Consider the following 19,546-nt stretch of genomic DNA (forward strand, 5'->3'; position numbering starts at 1 on the left):
GGCGTGGCACACTGACCATGTACCAGAAGCAGCGCACTCCGGGGTCGGTGAAAGTCCGAACCGGCGGTTACAGTCCGCGACCCGGTCACTTCCAGTGGCCGGTTGACCAGGTGAAATTCCTGGACCGACGGTTAAAGTCCGGATGGGAGGCAGTGCGCGGCGGGCGGGCATTCGTGCGCGCCGCCGTATCGGTTCGTCCATGGGGCGAACCCTGTTCGGCGTCGCCCCCGGTGTTCTCGCTCGTACGTTCTGTCGTCATCGACAGCCCCGGAGTCCGTGCCCGAAGAGGCAGGAGGACCCGGGAAGTGTTCACCGGAATCGTCGAAGAGCTGGGTGAGGTCACCGCCGTCGAGAACCTCGGCGACGCCTCCCGCTTCCGGCTGCGCGGCCCCGTCGTCACGGAAGGCGCGAAGCACGGCGACTCCATCGCCGTCAACGGTGTCTGTCTGACCGTCGTCGACCACGAGGGCGACGAGTTCACCGCCGATGTGATGGCCGAGACCCTGAACCGTTCCAGCCTGGGCGTCCTCGCCGTGGGCTCCCGCGTCAACCTGGAGCGCCCCACCGCCGTGGGCGCCCGCCTCGGCGGCCACATCGTGCAGGGGCACGTCGACGGCACCGGCCGGGTACTGGAGCGCAAGCCGTCCGAGAACTGGGAGATCGTCAAGATCGAGCTCCCCGCGGACCTCACGCGCTACGTCGTGGAGAAGGGCTCCATCACCGTCGACGGCATCAGCCTCACCGTCGTCGACGCCGGCCCCGACCACTTCACCGTGAGCCTCATCCCCACCACCCTCGACCTGACCACGCTCGGCCGCAAGCAGCCCGGCGACCCGGTCAACCTCGAAGTCGACATCATCGCCAAGTACGTCGAGCGGCTGCTGACCAGTCAGGGGGCGACCCGGTGAACTGGCTGAACTCCGAGGCGTTCGTCCTCCTCGACCAGCACATCCTCTGGTCCGACATGGTCGGCAACATCTTCGGACTGATCGGCCTCGCGCTCGGCTGGCGCCGCTCCATCTGGAGCTGGCCGGTCCAGTTCGTCTCCGGCCTGATCCTCTTCGGTGCCTTCTTCGGCCACCTGACCGGCAGCGCCGGCAAGCAGGCCGTCGTGATGGTCGTCGCCCTGTACGGCTGGTGGCAGTGGAACCGCGGCAAGGACGGGGCCGGCGACGGCCACATCACCCCGCGCTTCGCCACCTGGCCCGAGCGCGCGGCGATGGTCGCCGCCGCCGCCGTCGGCACGGTCGCGGTGGCCCTGCTCTTCAAGGCGTACCCGACCCTGTCCTGGGACCCCTGGCCCGACGCCTACATCTTCGTCGGCACCGTCGTCGCCATGTACGCGCAGGCCCGCGGCATGGTCGAGTTCTGGTTCGCCTGGCTCCTCGTCGACCTCGTCGGCGTCCCCCTGAACTTCGCCAACGGCTACGCCTTCTCCGGCTTCGTCTACGTCATCTACGGCGCGCTCGTCCTGTGGGGCATGCGCGACTGGTGGCTGCGCTCCCGCAAGGCCTCGCAGCCCTTCCTGGAAGGAGCGCCGGCATGACGGCGGCACCGATCCTGTACAGCACCGAAGGACCCGAGGAGTTCACGCTCGACCCGATCGAGCAGGCCATCGCGGACATCGCGGCCGGCCGGCCGATCGTGGTCGTCGACGACGAGGACCGGGAGAACGAGGGCGACCTCGTGGTCGCCGCGGAGAAGGTGACCCCCGAGATCGTCGCCTTCATGATGAGCGAGTGCCGCGGCCTGATCTGCGCCCCCATGGAGGGCGACGAACTGGACCGGCTCCAGCTCCCGCAGATGGTCGACGCCAACACCGAGCAGATGAAGACCGCGTTCACCGTCTCCGTGGACGCCTCCGCCGCGCACGGCGTGACCACCGGGATCTCGGCCTCCGACCGCGCGGCCACCCTGCGGCTCCTCGCCGGCGGTACGGCGCAGCCGTCGGACCTGGTCCGTCCCGGCCACATCTTCCCGCTGCGCGCCAGGCCCGGCGGTGTGCTCGTCCGCGACGGCCACACCGAGGCCGCCGTCGACCTCGCCCGTCTCGCAGGCCTGCGCCCGGCCGGCGCCATCGTCGAGATCGCCGGCGAGGACGGCAGCATGCTGCGGCTGCCCGAACTGATCCCCTTCGCCCGCAAGCACAACCTGACGATCATCTCCATCGAGGACCTGATCGCCTACCGGCGCTCGTCCGAGCCCACCGTCCGCCGCGAGGCCCAGACCCGGCTGCCCACCTCCCACGGCGAGTTCACCGCGTACGGCTACCGCTCCACCGTCGACGGCGTGGAACACGTCGCCCTGGTGCACGGCGAGATCGGCGACGGCGAGGACATCGTCGTCCGTGTCCACTCCGAATGCCTCACCGGCGACATCTTCGGCTCCGCGCGCTGCGACTGCGGCCCCCAACTGGACGCCTCCCTGGACCGCGTCCAGGCCGAGGGCAGGGGAGTGGTGGTCTATCTGCGCGGCCACGAGGGGCGCGGCATCGGCCTGCTGTCCAAGCTGCGCGCGTACGAGCTCCAGGAGCAGGGCCACGACACCCTCGACGCCAACCTGGAGCTCGGCCTGCCCGCCGACGCCCGGGACTACGGCGCCGGCGCGCAGATCCTCCAGGACCTCGGCGTCCGCAGCCTGCGCCTGATGACCAACAACCCGGACAAGACCGACGCGCTCGTCCGGCACGGCCTCAGGGTCACCGGCCGGGAGCCGATGCCGGTCCACGCGGGCGAGCACAACCTCCGCTACCTGCGCACCAAGCGGGACCGGATGGGGCACGACCTGCCCTGGCTGGAGACCACCCCCGTCTCCACCTGCGGCAACCAGTAAGAAAGACCATCGAGGAGATACGAGACGTGAGCGGCAAGGGTGCACCGGAACTGTCCGTGCGAAACGTCGGGGACCTCAGGGTCGCCGTCATCGCGGCGCAGTGGCACGAGAAGGTGATGGACGGTCTGGTGGACGGCGCCCTGCGCGCCCTGCGCGACCTGGGCATCGACGAGCCGACCCTGCTGCGGGTCCCCGGCAGCTGGGAGCTCCCGGTCGTCGCCAAGGTCCTCGCGGGCCGCGGCTACGACGCGATCGTCGCCCTCGGCGTCGTCATCCGCGGCGGCACCCCCCACTTCGAGTACGTGTGCCAGGGCGTCACCCAGGGCCTCACCCAGGTCTCCGTCGACACCGGCGTGCCCGTCGGCATGGGCGTGCTCACCTGCGACACCGAGGAACAGGCCCTGGACCGGGCCGGCATCGAGGGCTCCAACGAGGACAAGGGCCACGAGGCGGTGACGGCGGCGGTGGCTACGGCGGCCACCCTCCGCTCAGTATCCGAACCGTGGCGATGAGCCGCCCGGCACACGCGTAAAGTGGGCGCCACCATGTCCAATAAGACGTTCGAGGAGCTCTTCGACGAGCTCCAGCACAAGGCCGCCAACGGCGATCCCGCCACCTCCCGCACCGCAGAGCTGGTCGGCAAGGGCGTCCATGCCATCGGCAAGAAGGTCGTCGAAGAGGCCGCCGAGGTATGGATGGCCGCCGAGTACGAGGGCAAGGAAGCCGCCGCCGAGGAGATCTCGCAGCTGCTCTACCACGTCCAGGTGATGATGGTCGCCCGCGGGATCTCGCTGGACGACGTCTACGCCCACCTCTGAGCCGTAACCCGAACCCCACCACGTACGCACGAACCGCCGTACGTACGAACCACAGTACGCACGAACGAAGGAAGCCGACCTCATGCTGCGCATCGCCGTCCCCAACAAGGGTTCCCTGTCAGGACCTGCGGCGGAGATGCTGCATGAGGCCGGCTACCAGCAGCGCCGCGAGTCCAAGGAACTGCGGATCGTCGACCCGACCAACGAGGTCGAGTTCTTCTACCTCCGCCCCCGTGACATCGCGATCTACGTCTCCTCCGGCAAGCTCGACATCGGCATCACCGGCCGCGACCTGCTGATCGACTCGGGCGCCAACGCGGAGGTCATCCTCCCGCTCGGCTTCGCCCGCTCCACCTTCCGCTTCGCCGCCAAGCCCGGCACCGCGAGCGGCATCGCGGACCTGGCCGGCATGACGGTGGCCACCTCGTACGAGGGGATCGTCGCCAAGCACCTCGCCGACAACGGCATCGACGCCTCCGTCGTCCACCTCGACGGGGCCGTGGAGACCGCGATCGAACTGGGCGTCGCCGAGGTCATCGCGGACGTCGTCGAGACCGGCACCTCGTTGCGCAACGCGGGCCTCGAAGTGTTCGGCGACCCGATCATGAAGTCCGAGGCCGTGGTCATCCGCCGGGTCGGCGCCGAGGCCGAGGAGACCAAGGTCCAGCAGTTCCTGCGCCGCCTCCAGGGCGTCCTGGTGGCCCGGACCTACGTGATGATGGACTACGACTGCCGCGTCGAGCAGCTCGAGAAGGCCGTCGCCCTCACCCCCGGCCTGGAGTCCCCGACCGTCTCCCCGCTGCACAACGAGGGCTGGGTCGCCGTCCGCGCGATGGTGCCGTCCAAGGAGGCCCAGCGGATCATGGACGACCTGTACGAGATCGGCGCCCGGGCCATCCTGACCACGGCCATCCACGCCTGCCGTCTCTGACAGCCGTACGAGAGCCGAAGACCATGTCGGACCTGCCCCCGCTCCCCGTCACGTTCCGGCCGAGCCGGACCCGTGCCGTTCTGCTGACCGCCGGTGTCGCGATCTTCGTGGTCATCACGACGGTCGCGATGCTGCTGGAACAGCTCAGCCCCGGCGAGCGCCTCAGCTTCGTCTTCACCGCGGCCCTCCTGGCCGGCGTGCTGTTCCTGCTGTCCCGGCCGAAAGTCGTCGCCGACGAGACCGGTGTCACAGTCGTCAACATCGCCGGCCGGCGCCGTCTGGACTGGGCCGAGATCATCCAGGTGAACCTCCGTCCCGGTGATCCCTGGGTGTTCCTCAACCTCAGCGACGGCACCAGCCTGCCGGCCCTCGGCATCCAGCCGGGCATCGCCAAACAGCGCGCCATCGCGGACGCCCGAGCCCTGCGAGCGCTCGCCGAAGCGCGCTCCACAGCCCGCTCCGACGAAGATCAGAACTGACTCGGGGCTGTCCACCCTGCCGCACAAGCGGCAGTCTTGATTAATCTGGTGGCGGAGGCGTATTCGCTGCGCCTCCGCCCCTGCGCGCCGACCGGCGAGGCAGGGGTTCCAGCTACGCGAGGAGTGAACCTCTCCGGCGATGGACGGATCGTCCTGTAGTACCTGCGCCGCCCCCTGCCGACATACCGCGGACCCGCTCCGCGTGTGCGCTCAGGCGGCGGCATCATGACCACCCCCCTGCTGCTCCTCGGAGCGGCGTTCCTGCTGATTCTCGCCAACGGATTCTTCGTGGCGGCCGAGTTCGGCCTGGTGACGGTCGAGGCGACCGACGCCGAGAAGGCCGCCGCCGAGGGGGACCGACGGGCCCGCACGGTCGTCGAGTCCCTCAAGGAGCTGTCCTTCCAGCTCTCCGGCACCCAGCTCGGCATCACCATCACCTCACTCGTCGTCGGCATGCTCGCCGAACCGGCGCTCGCCGAGCTGCTGAACGGCCCCATCACCGCGACCGGCATCCCCGAGGGCGCCGTCTCCGGTGTCGCCGTGATCGTCGGCATGCTGCTGGCCTCCGCCGTGCAGATGGTGATCGGCGAGCTGGTGCCCAAGAACTGGGCCGTGTCCAAGCCCCTGCAGGTCGTGCGCTTCGTCGCGGGCCCGCAGCACGCCTTCGCCCGCCTCTTCCACCCGGTGATCGCGGCCCTGAACGCGGTCGCCAACCGGCTCGTGCGAGCCCTGGGCATCGAGCCCGCCGAGGAGCTGGCCTCCGCCCGCACCCCCGGCGAACTCGTCTCCCTGGCCCGGCACTCCGCGCGGGCCGGCGCCCTGGAACAGGACACCGCCGACCTCTTCGTACGCACGCTGTCGCTCGCCGAGCTGACCGCACAGCACGTCATGACCCCCCGGGTGCGGGTCAGCGCCCTGCAGTCCTCGGCGACCGCCGAGGACGTGGTGAACCTGACCCGCGCCACCGGCCTGTCCCGCTTCCCCGTCTACCGCGAGCGGATCGACGAGGTCGTCGGCATGGCGCACCTCAAGGACGCGCTGGCCGTCCCCGTGCACGACCGGCTGCGCACCCCCGTGGTGCGCATCGCCCGCCCGGCGCTGCTGGTGCCCGAGACCCTGCCGGTGCAGCCCCTGCTCGCGCAGCTGCGCAGTGAGCAGCCCATCGCCGTGGTCGTCGACGAGTACGGCGGCACGGCCGGCGTCGTCACGCTGGAGGACATCGTCGAGGAGATCGTCGGCGAGGTCCGTGACGAGCACGACGGTCACGACCTGCCGGAACTCGCCGCCGCCCTGCCGGAGGACGGCCGGCCCGCCTGGGAGGCCGACGGCAGCTGCCGCGTCGACATCCTCCGGCGCATCGGCCTGAACGTGCCCGAGGGCCCCTACGAGACCGTCGCCGGCCTGGTCGCCGATCTGCTCGGCCGTATCCCCGCCGTCGGGGACCGGGCCGAACTGCCCGGCTGGCGGCTCACCGTGCGCCAGGTCGGGCACTACCGCGCGGAGCGGGTACGACTCGTGCGCATCGCCCCCGTCGTGGTGGAGGCCGCCCGATGAGCGTCCTGCAACTCCTCTTCGCCGCGCTGCTCGTCCTCGCCAACGGGTTCTTCGTCGGCGCCGAGTTCGCGCTCGTCTCCGTGCGCCGCAGCCAGATCGAACCGCTCGGCACCGCCCGGGCCCGCCAGGTCCTGTACGGCCTGGAGCGGCTGCCGCAGATGATGGCGGCCGCGCAGTTCGGCATCACGGTCTGCTCGCTGACCCTGGGCGCGGTCGCCGAGCCGACCGTGGCGCGGCTGCTGGAGCCGGTCTTCGAATGGGTCCACCTGCCGCACGGCATGATCCACCCGCTCGGCTATGTGATCGCGCTCGCCGTGGTCGTCTTCTTCCACCTCGTCATCGGCGAGATGGTGCCCAAGAACCTCGCGATGGCGGCACCGGAGAAGGCCGCGCTGTGGCTCAGCCCGGGCCTGGTCACCTTCGCCCGCCTGTGCAAGCCGATCACCGTGGCCCTCGGCGCCTGCGCCCGGGGCATCCTGCGGCTCTTCCACGTCGAACCCAAGGACGAGGTCGAGGCGGTCTTCACCAGCGAACAGCTCAACCGGCTGGTGGAGGACTCCGGCCAGGCCGGTCTGCTCGACCCCGAGGAGCAGGAACGCCTGGAGGACGCCCTGGAGCTGGGCTCCCGTCCGGTCACGGACGTCCTGCTGAGCCGCGAGTCACTGGTGACGGTCAGTCCCTCGGTCACCCCGGGCCAGATCGTCGAGCTCACCGCCCGCACCGGCTACTCCCGCTTCCCGGTGGCGGCGGAGAACGGGGCCTTCATGGGCTACCTGCACGTGAAGGACGTACTCGACGTGGAGGACTCCGAGCGGGCGGTGCCGCAGCAGGTGTGGCGGCCGATGACGACCCTCAGGCCCGAGCTGCCGCTCGACGACGCGCTCACCGTGATGCGGCGGGCCGCCACCCACCTCGCCCAGGTCGCCGACGCGTCCGGCAAGGTGCTGGGGCTGGTGGCGCTGGAGGACGTACTGGAGCTGCTGGTCGGTGAGGTACGCGACCCCGCGCACCGGGAGGTGCCGGAGGTGAGGGTCACGGAGCCGAGGACGAGCGGGGCGCCGGAGGAGGCGTTGGCGAGCTGACGCGGAGCGCGCGGCCGCGGGACCCGTCAGATCGCCGACGGATCCTGCGGCCCCCGCCCCGACAGCACCTCTCCGTACGCCTGCATCAGATCCGGCAGGCGCAGCGTCGACAAATCGTCCCGCGTCAGCGTCCCCGGGTACGTCGACAACCGGAGATCCCGGTACGCGCAGCTCTTCTCGTACAGGGTCCGCAGGAACCGTCCGTTGCCCAGTTCGTCGATCCACCCCTGGTCGACCACGTGTCCGGCGATCGAGCGCACCTCGTCCAGTGCCTCCTCGTCCCAGACGTCACCGTTCTCCGCGGCGAGCACCTCGCCGATGGAGGTGAGTTCGAGGGGACGGTAGGAGGGGAAGTCGACGCGGGTGGTGAAGCGGGAGGACAGCCCGGGGTTCGCGGCGAGCAGGCGGTCCATGCCCTCCGGGTACCCGGCCAGTATCACCACGAGGTGGTCCCGGTTGTCCTCCGCGCGCTTCAGCAGCACCTGCAAGGCCTCGTCGCCGTACGCGTCGCCCTTGCCGTAGCCGGAGTTCGACAACGAGTAGGCCTCGTCGACGAAGAGGACACCGCCGAGGGCGGAGTCGATCAGCTCGTTGGCCTTGACCGCGGTCTGGCCGAGATACTCGCCGACGAGGTCCGCCCGCTGCGCCTCCACCAGATGGTCGCCGCCGAGCAGCCCGAGAGCGTAGAAGACCCGGCCGAGGATGCGGGCCACCGTGGTCTTGCCGGTGCCGGAGGGGCCGGAGAAGACGAAGTGCCGCTTGGGCGGCTGGACCGGCAGACCCTGCCCGGCGCGCAACCGGGCCATGTTCAACTGCGCGGACAGCGCCTTCACCTGGCGCTTCACCGGCTCCAGCCCCACCATGCGCTCCAGCTCGGACAGCGCCTCGTCGAGCAGCCCCGGATCGGTGGGCCCGGCGGGCAGCGACGGGGAGGGCACGAGCCTCTCGCGCACCGCCGGGCCGGTCAGCGGCGGCAGCGGGCCGGCGGCCGGCGGATCCGGCTCCGGGAGTCTCAGCTCGCGTCCCTCGACGCCGAACAGCGGGTCGAAGCCGTCGGGTCCGTCCACGGTGTCCTGACCGGCCCCGGTGAGGGTGAGCGCCGCCAGGTCGGTCGACTCGTCGTACCCGTCGCCCTCGGCGATCGCGGCGAGCCGGGCCGAGGTGTCCATGAACGCGGGATCGACGCGGTGCACGGCCCGGTACAGGGGCAGCGCCGCGGCGCTGCGGCCGGTGCCCTCGTGGGACCGGGCCAGCCAGTAGCGCAGCTCCTTGCGCTGAGGCTGCTCGCTGCGGCACCTCATCAGGGCCGACGACAGCAGTGGCTCGGCCTGCCCGTACATCTCGAGCCGGACCCGGGCCATCCCGCCGAACAGACCGGCCTCGATGCCCAGCAGGGGGTCGTTGATCAACGGGTCGGTGTTGCGGATGAGCTGTTCCCAGTCCTTGACCAGGTAGGCGCGGCAGGCGTGCAGGAAGCGGACCTGGGGGTCGGCGTCCACGGGCGGCAGGCCCGCGAGGGCCCGGTCGAGTTCCGGGACGTGCCGTCCGTCCAGCCAGTGCGAGGCGTGCGCGAGGAGCAGGTCACGCGGGCTCTCCAGCACCGGTTGCACCCACCAGCCCAGCCAGTACCAGGAGTTGAGGGTGCGGCGGTGCCGGGCGCGCTGTTCGCCGAAGCGGTCCCGGTGCCGGAACATGCGCAGCAGCGCGGTCGTCGTGTCCAGGCGCAGCGCGTGCAGTCCGAGCCAGCCGTCGGCCATCCCGGGATCGATCCGCACCGCGGTACGGAACTCCTCCTCCGCCTGCGGATAGGCGCCCATCGTGTAGGCGTCGACGCCTCGCAGCCAGGCGAGGTCGGCCGGGGCCTCGGGGCCCTGCGTGCCGAAGTCCATCACGTCCCCCACAAACCATGCCCCCGGTGGTTCGTCGACGGGCCGGTGCCCGTCGGCGTCCTTGGTCCAACCTCTGTGCCGCGGACCGGAGTTGCGACGGTGCGCGGAGCAGCCGTCCGCAGGTCGCACCGAGGGCATCGTACCTGCGGGGGCGTCGCCCACCGAAGGGTGCCGCACGGGCCGTTTCACGAGGTGGGAGCAGATGCGCGGAATCCGCATGGTGACCGAGGGTGAGCGAATCGTGTCACGTGGCGCCCGAAAAGTGGCTTCAGGGCAGAACGAAGCCCCCGATCACGGGGGAACAATCGGGGGCTTCGCGTCGTCGGGCGGCCTTGGAACGACCGCGCATTCAGAACGTAAGTCCTGTACGGCCCCTCGGTCAAGCCGAGTTGGGGCACCGCCGCAAGTTGTCCGGCGTGACCTTCACGGGTTCAGCACACCGCGGATGATCAATCACCGTGCGTGACGATCTGGTGGGGCCCGCCGGCCCGTCGGGCCCCGGCAGGGCCTGGAACTGCCTCATATCCCTCGGCGCCCTGCCGTACCAGGAGGTCGGCGAAGGGCCGGGAGGGGTCCTCGGCGAAGTGCTCTCGTTCCGCCCGGACCCACCCGTCCCAGAACTCCCGCTGTTCCTCCCCGTCCCGCGCCCTTCCGCGCGCCCACGCCTCGTCCCGGGCCAGCTCCATCCACAGCAGGTGGGCCAGCCGGGGGCGCAGTGCGCGTCGGCCCGCGCCGACCCCCTCCACGAGGATCACCGGGGCGGGGGCCAGCGGGCGGGGCGGCCCGAAGCGGCGGGCGTGCCAGTCGTAGAGGGCGTAGTGCGCGGTATTGCCCCGGCTCAGCGGCTCGATCACCTGGGTCAGCAGGCGCCCGGTCCAGTCGAACAGCTCGTCGTGGCCGGAGATGTCGTCGAGGCGCAGCACCGGAGCGTCGTCCAGCGCGCGGGACAACCGTCCGGCGAACGTCGACTTCCCTGAGCCGGCGTGGCCGTCGATCCCGATCAGGCGGACCGGGCCGCAGGACGGGGGCAGACGGCGCAGCAGGGCGGCGAGCTCGTGGATGACGGTTCCTGGGGCGATCGGGAGGGGACTCGGGAGGCGGACTCGGAAGCGGACTCGGATGCGGGAACCCCAGGCTACGCCGCCCGTCCGCCGGACTCTCGGGGTCGACCGCGGCGCCTACGGGCGAAAACGAGATCGGTGAGCGCGGCACGGGCGGGGGTGCTGGCGGGAGCAGGTGGGCTGCTCCATAGTGGGCGCACAGCCGTGCACTGGACCACCTCGGCTCGGACACCTCGACTCACTCGACCGTGACACCTGGGGGTCATCCCGCCATGAGCAGATCCGAACAGCCGTCCCGTAGGAGCGTGCTGGCAGCCGTGGTCGCCGCCGCGGTGGCCGGCGCCGGGGGCCCGGCGGCCGCAGCCGAGGCCGAGGCCGACACCGTGGATCCGATGAGGGCTCCGGCCCGCCCGGTCGACAACCGCGCCTGGACCACGTACGCCGAATGGCACGGCGGTACCGCGCGGGGCACCCGGGCCGTCGCCGGCGCGCGGCCGGGCGTGGTGATCGGCACTCCGGCGGGCACCACCCCGTACACCGACCCGCACACCGGCAAGACCGCCACCTGGGAGTACGGAACCTGGACGGGTCCGGTCCACACCCTCGCCGTCCCCGCGACCGAGCTGATCGCCTCCTGGAACGCGCGCACCCCGGCGGGTACCTGGATCCAGGTCGAACTGAAGGGGACGTACTCCGACGGCACGGACAGCCCCTGGTACGTGATGGGCCGGTGGGCGTCCGGCGACCAGGACATCAGCCGGACCTCGGTCGACGACCAGGGCGACGGCAGGAGTGCCGTCTGGACGGACACCGTCGCGATCGGCGACCCGGCGACCGGCCTCCGCCTCATCTCCTACCGTCTCCGGCTCACCCTCCATCGCAAGCCGGGCACGAAAGCCACGCCCACCGTCTGGCGGATCGGCGCGATGGGCTCCGACGTCCCCGACCGGTTCACCGTCCCGGCCTCGACGCCGGGCGGCCCGGCCGCGGAGCTGGTCGTGCCGCGCTACTCGCAGGAGATCCACGCCGGCCAGTATCCGCAGTACGACAACGGCGGCGAGGCCTGGTGCAGCCCCACCTCCTCGCAGATGATCATCGAGTACTGGGGCGGCCGGCTCACCCCCGAGCAGCTGGCGTGGGTCGATCCGGCGTACGCCGACCCCCAGGTGTGCCACGCGGCCCGGTACACCTACGACCACCAGTACGCCGGCTGCGGCAACTGGCCGTTCAACGCCGCCTACGCGGCCACCTTCGAGGGCATCCAGGGCGTGGTCACCCGGCTCGGCTCGCTGACCGACCTGGAGACGCTGATCGCGGCCGGGATCCCCGCCATGACGTCGCAGTCGTTCCTGAAGGAGGAACTCACCGGCGCCGGTTACGGCACCTCCGGCCACCTGATGACCGTGATCGGCTTCACCGCCGACGGCGATGTGATCGCCAACGACCCGGCCTCGTCCGGCGACGAGGCGGTGCGGCGCGTCTACCGGCGGCGGGAGTGGGAGAACATCTGGCTCAGGACCAAGCGGTACAACGCCTCCGGCAAGGTCGTCTCCGGCTCCGGCGGCGTCTGCTACCTGTATTTCCCGGCCCGCCCGACTCCGCGCCAGCGCGCGGCGCTCGCGGCCGTGGGAGTCCGCTGAGCGCCGGAGCACATCCCGGGCCGGGCCTCTTAGGGGTGATCGCGCTGCTCATCACCCGGCCCGGCCTGCTGTGAGGTGCCCCATGCCCGACCTGGCATACTGCGGCTGTCCCGACCGCCTGTTGAGACCAGGGTCCGAATTGAATATCAGTCAACAGCGCGACGGCGTCCGCCCACGGGCGCGCGGCACCGAGCGTTCCATCGCGCGCCGTGCCGAACTCATCGCCATCGGACGGAAGTTGTTCGCCGACACGTCGTACGACGCGCTGTCCATGGACGACATCGCCCGACAGGCACATGTCGCCAAGGGGCTGATCTACTACTACTTCCACTCCAAGCGCGGCTACTACCTGGCCATCATCCAGGACTCCGTCGCCGACCTGGTCACCTATGCGGCGAGCGGCCTCGAACTGGGGCCGGTGGACCGGGTCCACCGCACCATCGACAGCTATCTGCGCTACGCCGAGCACAACCATGCCGCCTACCGCACGATCGTCAGCGGCGGCGTCGGCTTCGACACCGAGGTGCACGCCATCCGGGACGGCGTGCGCGAGGCGATTGTCGCGACCATCGCGGACGGGGCGTACGGCCGCAGCGACATCGGCCCGCTGCCCCGCATGGGGCTGCTCGCCTGGGTGTGCAGTGTGGAGGGCGCCACCCTCGACTGGATCGGCCGCCCCCAGCTCACCCGCGACGCGATGCGCGAACTGCTGGTGAAGACACTCGGCGGTTCGATGCGGGCCATCGAGGAGATGGACCCCGCGTATCCGGCTCCGGAGCCGGCCCGCCGCGGCAACGGCTGACGACACACGACTTGAGGCGGAGGCTCGTGGTCCTCCGCCCCAAGTCCCCTTCGGGAACGGTTAGTTGATCGCCTTGATCAGCTCACCGTTCGCGGTGTCCCCGCTCAGCTCCCAGAAGAACGTGCCGCCCAGGCCCTGCGCGTCCTTGTACTTCATCTTCCCCTTGATCGTCTTCGGGGTGTCGTAACTCCACCAGTCGCTGCCGCACTTGGCGTAGGCGGTGCCGCCCACGGTCCCGGTCGCCGGGCACTTGGTCTTCAGCACCCGGTAGTCCTCGCTGCCGGCCTCGTACGTGCCCGCCGCCGGCCCGGTGGCCGTGCCGCCCGGCTTCGCCTGCGTGACGCCGGTCCAGCCCCGCCCGTAGAAGCCGATGCCGAGCAGCAGCTTGGAGGAGGGGATGCCGAGGCTCTTGAGCTTGGCGATGGTGGCGGCGGTGTCGTAGCCCTCCTTCGGAATGCCCGGGTAGGACGTCAGCGGGGAGTGCGGCGCCGTCGGGCCGGTGGCGTCCCAGGCGCCGAAGTAGTCGTACGTCATTGGGTTGTACCAGTTGACGTACCGCGCCGCGCCCGCGTAGTTCGCCGCGTCGATCTTGCCGCCGCTGGTGGGGTCGGCGGTGATCGCCGCGGTGATCAACTGCCGCTTGCCGAACTTGGCGCGCAGCGCGGCCATCACGTCCCGGAAGGCATCCCGGCCGCTGGTGTCGCAGGTCAGGCCACAGGCGTTGGGGTACTCCCAGTCGATGTCGATGCCGTCGAAGACGTCCGCCCACTTCGAGTTCTCGACCAGGTCGTAGCAGGACTGGGCGAAGGCCGCGGGGTTCTTGGCCGCCTCGGTGAAGCCGCCCGACCAGCTCCAGCCGCCGAACGACCAGATGACCTTGAGGCCGGGATGCAGCTTCTTCAGCTTGCGCAGCTGGTTGAAGTTGCCGCTCAGCGGCTGGTCCGCGGTGTCGGCGACACCGTCCACGGACTCGTCGGCGGTGAACGGCCTGTCGGTGTCCGCCCAGGCGTCGCCGAGGGCGCACTTGCCGTCGGTGACGTTGCCGAAGGCGTAGTTGATGTGGGTCAGCTTGTCGGCGGAGCCGGAGGTCTCGATGTTCTTGACGTAGTACTGGCGGTCGTAGATGCCCCAGTCGGTGAAGTAGCCGACCACCTTGGAACCGGCCGCGGTGGTGGAGGGCGCCTCGTCGGGGCCGGCGGTGGCGGTGGCGGTGCCGGCACCGACGAGCAGACCGGCGCCCAGGGCGGCGCAGCACGAGGCGGACAGGAGGGCCCGGAAACGGGCGCGGGAGTGGAGCGGGGTGTGCATCGGGTGTCTCCTCGCAGGGACAGGGAGGGGATCGCACGCCGATCGGCATGAACGCGGGGAAGCGTTGGAGCGAAACAGTAAGAGGACTAGACCAATAGGTCAATGGTTCGGACCAATTCCGGGTCGCAGGTCCGCGGGTTTCTTGAAGTAAGCGGTCGTTAACTGGTGACGGGATGCCTCCGATCGGGCATACTCACAGCCCACAGCCGCTGGTCAGCAGCTTCCGCGACCCGGGAGTGCGAGCATCGGTCGGCACCCAGTGAGACCCGGCGAGCCGCCCCCACGACGGGTGGGTCCGCCAGATCCCGATCAGGGAGGAGAGCGTCGCCATGTCCGATCGCGCCCCGCAGCCGGTGGAACGGCACCTGCCCACCGACGAGGCCCGGGACCTGATCTCGCTCGTGCGTGACATCGCGCAGCACGAGGTCGCCCCGAAGGCGGCCGAGGAGGAGGACGCCGGACGCTTCCCGCGCGAGGTCTTCACCCTGCTCTCCGCGTCCGGCCTGCTCGGCCTGCCGTACGACTCCGAGTACGGCGGCGGCGACCAGTCGTACGAGATCTACCTCCAGGTCCTCGAAGAACTCGCCGCCGCCCGTCTCACCGTCGGTCTCGGCGTCAGCGTGCACACCCTGGCCTGCTACGCGCTCGCCGCCCACGGCACCAAGGGGCAGCAGGTCGAGCACCTGCCCGCGATGCTCGGCGGTGGCCTGCTGGGCGCGTACTGCCTCTCCGAACCGTCCTCGGGCTCGGACGCGGCCTCACTGCGCACGAAAGCCGTGCGGGACGGCGACCACTGGGTCATCACCGGAACCAAGGCGTGGATCACGCACGGCGGAGTCGCCGACTTCTACACGGTCATGGCGCGCACGGGCGAGGGGGGGCCGCGCGGGATCACCGCGTTCCTGGTGCCCGGCGACGCGGACGGCCTGAGCGCGGCGCAGCCCGAGAAGAAGATGGGCATGAAGGGCTCTCCGACCGCCCAGGTCCACCTCGACGGCGTGCGGGTGTCCGACGACCGCCGCATCGGCGAGGAGGGGCAGGGCTTCGCGATCGCCCTGGCCGCGCTGGACTCGGGACGGCTCGGCATCGCGGCCTGCGCGATCGGCCTGGCCCAGGCGGCACTGGACGAGGCGGTGGGATACGCCACCGGACGGCGGCAGTTCGGCCGGCCGATCGCCGACTTCCAGGGGCTGCGCTTCATGCTCGCCGACATGGCCACCCAGATCGAGGCCGGCCGGGCGCTGTATCTGACGGCGGCACGGTTGCGGGACGCGGGCCGGCCGTTCGCCAAACAGGCGGCCATGGCCAAGCTGCACTGCACCGACACCGCGATGAAGGTGACCACCGACGCCGTCCAGATCCTCGGCGGGTACGGCTACACCGCCGACTTCCCGGCCGAGCGGTACATGCGCGAGGCCAAGGTCCTGCAGATCGTCGAGGGCACCAACCAGATCCAGCGGATGGTCATCGCCCGTCATCTAGCGGGTCCCGAGACCCGCTGAACTGGCCCGCCGTCACCTGGGGCGCCGCCAGCCGGACCCACTCCGGGTCGGGGCGCCCCGGCAGCGTGCGGCCGCGGTCGGCCCAGGTGCGCAGCAACTCGCGGTAGATGGGCGGGTCCTGAACGGGCGTCGGCGGAATTGATTTTGCTGCCCCGGCGACCGGAGCGGGAACGAAGAGCCGGCGCTGACGCCCGGTCGCTGTGTAGGTGGGGGGCATACCAGGGCAACGCGGAGGTCACCGGACAGGTCACCGGTCCCGGGAATCGGGCGTGCGTTCACGGTCGTCCGGGGCGCCGTCCGGCGGCGGGCAGGGCCCGGGGGCCGCGTCGGGGCTCGGGCAACGCGGGCTTGGCCGTTCGGTGTCCGGACGTGCTGACGACCCGCACCGCGGCAGCCTGAGGGCCGTGGTGCGGGTCGATCAGGGAGATGGAGCGGACCGCGCGCTCAGGCGGCCTGGCGGCGTCGCAGGACGGGCACCCGGATGGGGCGCGAGCCCGGGCCGCCGACGTGCGAGAAGGGCTGCGTCCGCCAGTCGAGGCCTTGAGGGAGCGTCAGCAGGAGCGCGGTGTCCTGCTCCTGGGGCTCCACCGACTCGTCGGCCGGCTTGGCGTCGGACGCCCTGCGGCCGGTGCCGGCGCAGACCGTCAGCCCGAACGGGTTCCACGGCGAGGCGCACAGCGCGTGCTCCGGCAGGACCTCCTCGTCCGCCAGCAGGGCGATGGGCTGCGCGCAGTCCGGGCAGGTCACCCGGTACATCTCGAAGGTGTCGTACGCGTCGAACTCCTCGTCGAAAGCGTCGGGTTCGACGCCCTCCGGCTCGGGCTCGACGACCAGCTGCGGCCGCTTGGGCGCGGTGCGACCAGGGCGCTTAAGACTCTGCATTGGATTCTCCCCCTCGGGCTGGGCCGTGTCGGCACTGAGGCCTCGACCACAGCAAGCACTTCCCGTCCCGTCTCGGCGGTAATCGCGAGAGCATCACGGAGCCTCCCCACGGCGTGTGGTCTTCGTCACATGCCATCCGCAGGTGCCCGACGCGTTCGCTTTGTCCCCTCCCGGGAGCCCCGTCGGCTGCCTCCGGCCACATCACGAAGCGGGTATGACCTGCGCCGCTCAGGTATCCGATGAGGTCAGGTGCACTGTAGGTTCTTGCGCCATGGAGGAGCTCGACCGACAGATCGTGCAGCTGCTCGTCAAGGACGGGCGGATGAGCTACACAGACCTGGGCAAGGCCACCGGCCTGTCCACGTCGGCCGTGCACCAGCGGGTGCGCCGGCTGGAACAGCGGGGGGTGATCCGCGGGTACGCCGCGGTCGTCGACCCGGAGGCCGTCGGGCTGCCGATGACCGCGTTCATCTCGGTGAAACCGTTCGACCCCAGTGCCCCCGACGACATCGCCGAACGCCTCGCCGGAGTCCCCGAGATCGAGGCCTGTCACAGCGTCGCGGGCGACGAGAACTACATCCTCAAGGTGCGCGTGTCCACACCGCACGAGCTGGAGGAACTGCTGGCCCGGCTGCGCTCGCTGGCGGGAGTGTCGACCCGGACCACGGTGGTGCTCTCGACGCCGTACGAGGCGCGACCGCCGCGCGTCTGACCCCTCGCGTGCCGGACTTCGCGCGCCGGGCCGACCTGGGTGCGAGGCGGCGCGCGTGAGGCGCGAAACTGTCCCCCATGAGTGAACGCACCGCCGAACCGACCACCGTCCTGCTGCGCCGCGGCGAGGTCCACAGCCCTGCCGACCCCTTCGCGACGGCGATGGTGGTGGAACGAGGGCACGTCGCCTGGGTCGGCTCCGAGGGCGCCGCCGACGCCTTCGCGGACGGCGTCGACGAGGTGATCGACCTCGACGGCGCCCTCGTCACCCCCGCGTTCACCGACGCACACGTGCACACCACCTCCACCGGTCTCGCCCGCACCGGCCTCGACCTGTCCGACGCCCCGTCCCTGGACGCGGCCCTCGCCCTCGTACGGGACTTCGCGACCGCCCGGCCGCACGATCGCGTCCTGCTCGGTCACGGCTGGGACGCCTCCCGCTGGCCGGACGGCCGCCCCCCGACCCGAGCCGAGCTCGACGCGGCCACCGGCGGCCGACCGCTCTACCTCAGCCGGATCGACGTGCACTCGGCGGTCGTCACGACGGCCCTGCTCGACCTGACTCCCGGTCTCGGCGCGGTGGACGGCCCGCTCACCGCTGACGCCCACCACGCGGTCCGTGCCGCCGCCCTCGCCGCCGTCACGCCCGAGCAGCGCGTCGAGGCCCAGCGCACCGCCCTGGCCCGGGCGGCGTCCCTCGGCATCGGAACCGTTCACGAATGCGCAGGGCCGGAGATCTCCTCCGAGGACGACTTCACCGGCCTGCTGCGCTTGGCGGCCGAGGAGCCGGGCCCGCGGGTGGTCGGTTACTGGGCCGAGCGCGACCTCGGCAAGGCCCGGGAACTCGGCGCGGTCGGCGCGGCCGGAGATCTGTTCGTCGACGGTGCCCTCGGCTCGCACACCGCCTGTCTGCATCAGCCGTACGCCGACGCCGGCCACACCGGCACCGCCTACCTGGACGCCGCCGACGTCGCGGCCCATGTCACCGCCTGCACCGAGGCGGGCCTCCAGGCGGGCTTCCACGCCATCGGGGACGCGGCCGTGACCGCCGTCGTCGACGGCGTGCGCGCCGCCGCCGAGAAGGTCGGTCTCGCCCGTGTCCGCGCCGCCCGCCACCGGGTGGAGCACGCCGAGATGCTCACCCCGGAGACGATCGCGGCCTTCGCCGAACTCGGCCTCACCGCCTCCGTCCAACCCGCCTTCGACGCGCTGTGGGGCGGCGAGGACGGCATGTACGCCCAGCGCCTGGGCGCCGACCGGGCCCGCACCCTGAACCCCTTCGCGGCTCTGCTGCGGGCCGGTGTCCCGCTGGCCTTCGGCTCGGACAGCCCCGTCACGCCCCTCGACCCGTGGGGCACGGTCCGCGCGGCGGCCTTCCATCGGACCCCCGAGCACCGCGTCTCGGTGCGCGCCGCGTTCACCGCGCACACGCGGGGCGGCTGGCGGGCGGTCGGACGGGACGACGCGGGCGTCCTGGTGCCGGGAGCGCCCGCGGACTTCGCCGTGTGGCGCACCGACGAACTGGTCGTCCAGGCCCCGGACGACCGGGTCGCCCGCTGGTCGACCGACCCCCGTTCCGGCACCCCCGGCCTGCCCGACCTGACACCGGGCCACGATCTTCCGGTCTGCCTGCGCACCGTGGTGGGCGGGCGGACGGTGTTCGTACGCCCGGGCGAGTGATCTCCGGGGGTGGCGCACCCCCGATCGGCCCGCGACGCGCCGTGGCGGGACCCGCGTATCCGCCGCCCTGACCAGGGCTTTGACGGAAGATGCGCAGGTCATACGGCTGTTGACAGCCGACGGCTGCGGGCCGGTAGGTTCGGCCGAGTCCACCACCGGACGCCCGACCGGGGAACGTCCACGCACGCGTCGTGGCGCCGCTGGGTCAGGGACGGTGTGCCGCACGGGGCACCGTCACTGGGAGCCAGGCTCAGCGCCCGTGCCACGACGCGGGAACGTTCCGGCCGGTCGGGGAGGTGTGACCCGGGTGGGGCCCGGGCGCTCAGTAGACAACGGCTTTCGGTCGATTCGCAGCCAGCGGGTCCCAGGTCGGCC

At 71.3% G+C, this 19,546-nt stretch carries 18 protein-coding genes and 1 riboswitch; of the genes, 14 read left to right on the plus strand and 4 right to left on the minus strand.

Annotated features, from left to right (window positions below; genetic code table 11):
* Nucleotides 1-29: 29 nt before the first annotated feature.
* A riboswitch (FMN riboswitch) is annotated at nucleotides 30-160 on the plus strand.
* Nucleotides 161-305: 145 nt separating this feature from the next.
* The 9 genes from ACFYRY_RS35960 to ACFYRY_RS36000 all read left to right on the plus strand — a co-directional run bounded on the left by ACFYRY_RS35960 (nucleotide 306) and on the right by ACFYRY_RS36000 (nucleotide 7,696).
* Nucleotides 306-908, plus strand: coding sequence for a riboflavin synthase (locus ACFYRY_RS35960; protein ID WP_356774822.1), 603 nt, complete (start codon nucleotides 306-308; stop codon nucleotides 906-908).
* The gene (locus tag ACFYRY_RS35965) at nucleotides 905-1,546 is read left to right on the plus strand and encodes a nicotinamide riboside transporter PnuC (protein ID WP_389155472.1); all 642 of its coding nucleotides are present in this window, start codon (nucleotides 905-907) and stop codon (nucleotides 1,544-1,546) included. Before ACFYRY_RS35960 ends, ACFYRY_RS35965 begins: the two co-directional genes overlap by 4 nt.
* The gene (locus tag ACFYRY_RS35970; protein WP_389155475.1) at nucleotides 1,543-2,832 is read left to right on the plus strand and encodes a bifunctional 3,4-dihydroxy-2-butanone-4-phosphate synthase/GTP cyclohydrolase II; all 1,290 of its coding nucleotides are present in this window, start codon (nucleotides 1,543-1,545) and stop codon (nucleotides 2,830-2,832) included. Before ACFYRY_RS35965 ends, ACFYRY_RS35970 begins: the two co-directional genes overlap by 4 nt.
* A 26-nt stretch (nucleotides 2,833-2,858) precedes the next feature.
* The gene (gene ribH, locus ACFYRY_RS35975) at nucleotides 2,859-3,344 is read left to right on the plus strand and encodes a 6,7-dimethyl-8-ribityllumazine synthase (protein WP_329444289.1); all 486 of its coding nucleotides are present in this window, start codon (nucleotides 2,859-2,861) and stop codon (nucleotides 3,342-3,344) included.
* 33 nt (nucleotides 3,345-3,377) lie between these two features.
* Nucleotides 3,378-3,650, plus strand: a complete 273-nt coding sequence (locus ACFYRY_RS35980; protein WP_143635302.1) for a phosphoribosyl-ATP diphosphatase — start codon at nucleotides 3,378-3,380, stop codon at nucleotides 3,648-3,650.
* An 82-nt stretch (nucleotides 3,651-3,732) separates the two neighbouring features.
* Nucleotides 3,733-4,581 carry an ATP phosphoribosyltransferase gene (gene hisG / locus ACFYRY_RS35985; RefSeq protein ID WP_389155479.1) on the plus strand — a complete coding sequence of 283 codons (849 nt, stop codon included), beginning with the start codon at nucleotides 3,733-3,735 and terminating at the stop codon, nucleotides 4,579-4,581.
* Nucleotides 4,582-4,604: 23 nt separating this feature from the next.
* Nucleotides 4,605-5,060, plus strand: coding sequence for a PH domain-containing protein (locus ACFYRY_RS35990; RefSeq protein ID WP_389155482.1), 456 nt, complete (start codon nucleotides 4,605-4,607; stop codon nucleotides 5,058-5,060).
* A gap of 225 nt (nucleotides 5,061-5,285) precedes the next feature.
* A complete protein-coding gene (locus ACFYRY_RS35995) occupies nucleotides 5,286-6,614 on the plus strand; it encodes a hemolysin family protein (protein WP_389155485.1) in 1,329 nt (442 codons plus the stop codon).
* A complete protein-coding gene (locus ACFYRY_RS36000) occupies nucleotides 6,611-7,696 on the plus strand; it encodes a hemolysin family protein (protein ID WP_389155487.1) in 1,086 nt (361 codons plus the stop codon). The genes ACFYRY_RS35995 and ACFYRY_RS36000 overlap by 4 nt, the downstream gene beginning before the upstream one ends.
* A 26-nt stretch (nucleotides 7,697-7,722) precedes the next feature.
* Here the strand turns inward: ACFYRY_RS36000 and ACFYRY_RS36005 are convergent, their stop codons facing one another.
* Nucleotides 7,723-9,585: an AAA family ATPase gene (locus tag ACFYRY_RS36005; RefSeq protein WP_389155623.1), complete on the minus strand. Its 1,863-nt coding sequence runs from the start codon at nucleotides 9,583-9,585 to the stop codon at nucleotides 7,723-7,725.
* 449 nt (nucleotides 9,586-10,034) lie between these two features.
* The gene (locus ACFYRY_RS36010) at nucleotides 10,035-10,706 is read right to left on the minus strand and encodes a uridine kinase (RefSeq protein ID WP_389155626.1); all 672 of its coding nucleotides are present in this window, start codon (nucleotides 10,704-10,706) and stop codon (nucleotides 10,035-10,037) included.
* 212 nt (nucleotides 10,707-10,918) lie between these two features.
* On the opposite strand from ACFYRY_RS36010, the gene ACFYRY_RS36015 reads away from it, so the two are divergent.
* A complete protein-coding gene (locus ACFYRY_RS36015) occupies nucleotides 10,919-12,286 on the plus strand; it encodes a peptidase C39 family protein (protein ID WP_389155490.1) in 1,368 nt (455 codons plus the stop codon).
* A gap of 139 nt (nucleotides 12,287-12,425) precedes the next feature.
* Nucleotides 12,426-13,088, plus strand: a complete 663-nt coding sequence (locus ACFYRY_RS36020; RefSeq protein WP_389155493.1) for a TetR/AcrR family transcriptional regulator — start codon at nucleotides 12,426-12,428, stop codon at nucleotides 13,086-13,088.
* A 60-nt stretch (nucleotides 13,089-13,148) separates the two neighbouring features.
* On the opposite strand, the gene ACFYRY_RS36025 is transcribed toward ACFYRY_RS36020, so the two are convergent.
* Nucleotides 13,149-14,396 (minus strand): glycoside hydrolase family 18 protein, encoded by a 1,248-nt coding sequence (locus tag ACFYRY_RS36025; RefSeq protein WP_389155496.1) that lies wholly within the window; start codon nucleotides 14,394-14,396, stop codon nucleotides 13,149-13,151.
* A 329-nt stretch (nucleotides 14,397-14,725) separates the two neighbouring features.
* Between ACFYRY_RS36025 and ACFYRY_RS36030 the strand changes: the two genes are divergently transcribed.
* The gene (locus ACFYRY_RS36030; protein WP_389155499.1) at nucleotides 14,726-15,898 is read left to right on the plus strand and encodes an acyl-CoA dehydrogenase family protein; all 1,173 of its coding nucleotides are present in this window, start codon (nucleotides 14,726-14,728) and stop codon (nucleotides 15,896-15,898) included.
* Between the two features lie 444 nt (nucleotides 15,899-16,342).
* Here the strand turns inward: ACFYRY_RS36030 and ACFYRY_RS36035 are convergent, their stop codons facing one another.
* A complete protein-coding gene (locus ACFYRY_RS36035) occupies nucleotides 16,343-16,780 on the minus strand; it encodes a hypothetical protein (RefSeq protein ID WP_356775595.1) in 438 nt (145 codons plus the stop codon).
* Nucleotides 16,781-17,051: 271 nt separating this feature from the next.
* Here ACFYRY_RS36035 and ACFYRY_RS36040 point away from each other — a divergent pair, with 271 nt between their 5' ends.
* Both ACFYRY_RS36040 and ACFYRY_RS36045 read left to right on the plus strand, forming a co-directional pair.
* Complete coding sequence (locus ACFYRY_RS36040) at nucleotides 17,052-17,492, plus strand: Lrp/AsnC family transcriptional regulator (protein ID WP_389155501.1); 441 nt, start codon at nucleotides 17,052-17,054, stop codon at nucleotides 17,490-17,492.
* Between the two features lie 77 nt (nucleotides 17,493-17,569).
* Entirely contained in the window at nucleotides 17,570-19,171 is a 1,602-nt protein-coding gene (locus ACFYRY_RS36045; protein ID WP_389155503.1) for an amidohydrolase, read from the plus strand.
* The last annotated feature ends 375 nt before the right edge of the window (nucleotides 19,172-19,546 follow it).

Origin of the sequence: Streptomyces sp. NPDC005263 (assembly GCF_042872365.1) — a bacterium.
In the GTDB taxonomy this organism is placed as follows: domain Bacteria; phylum Actinomycetota; class Actinomycetes; order Streptomycetales; family Streptomycetaceae; genus Streptomyces.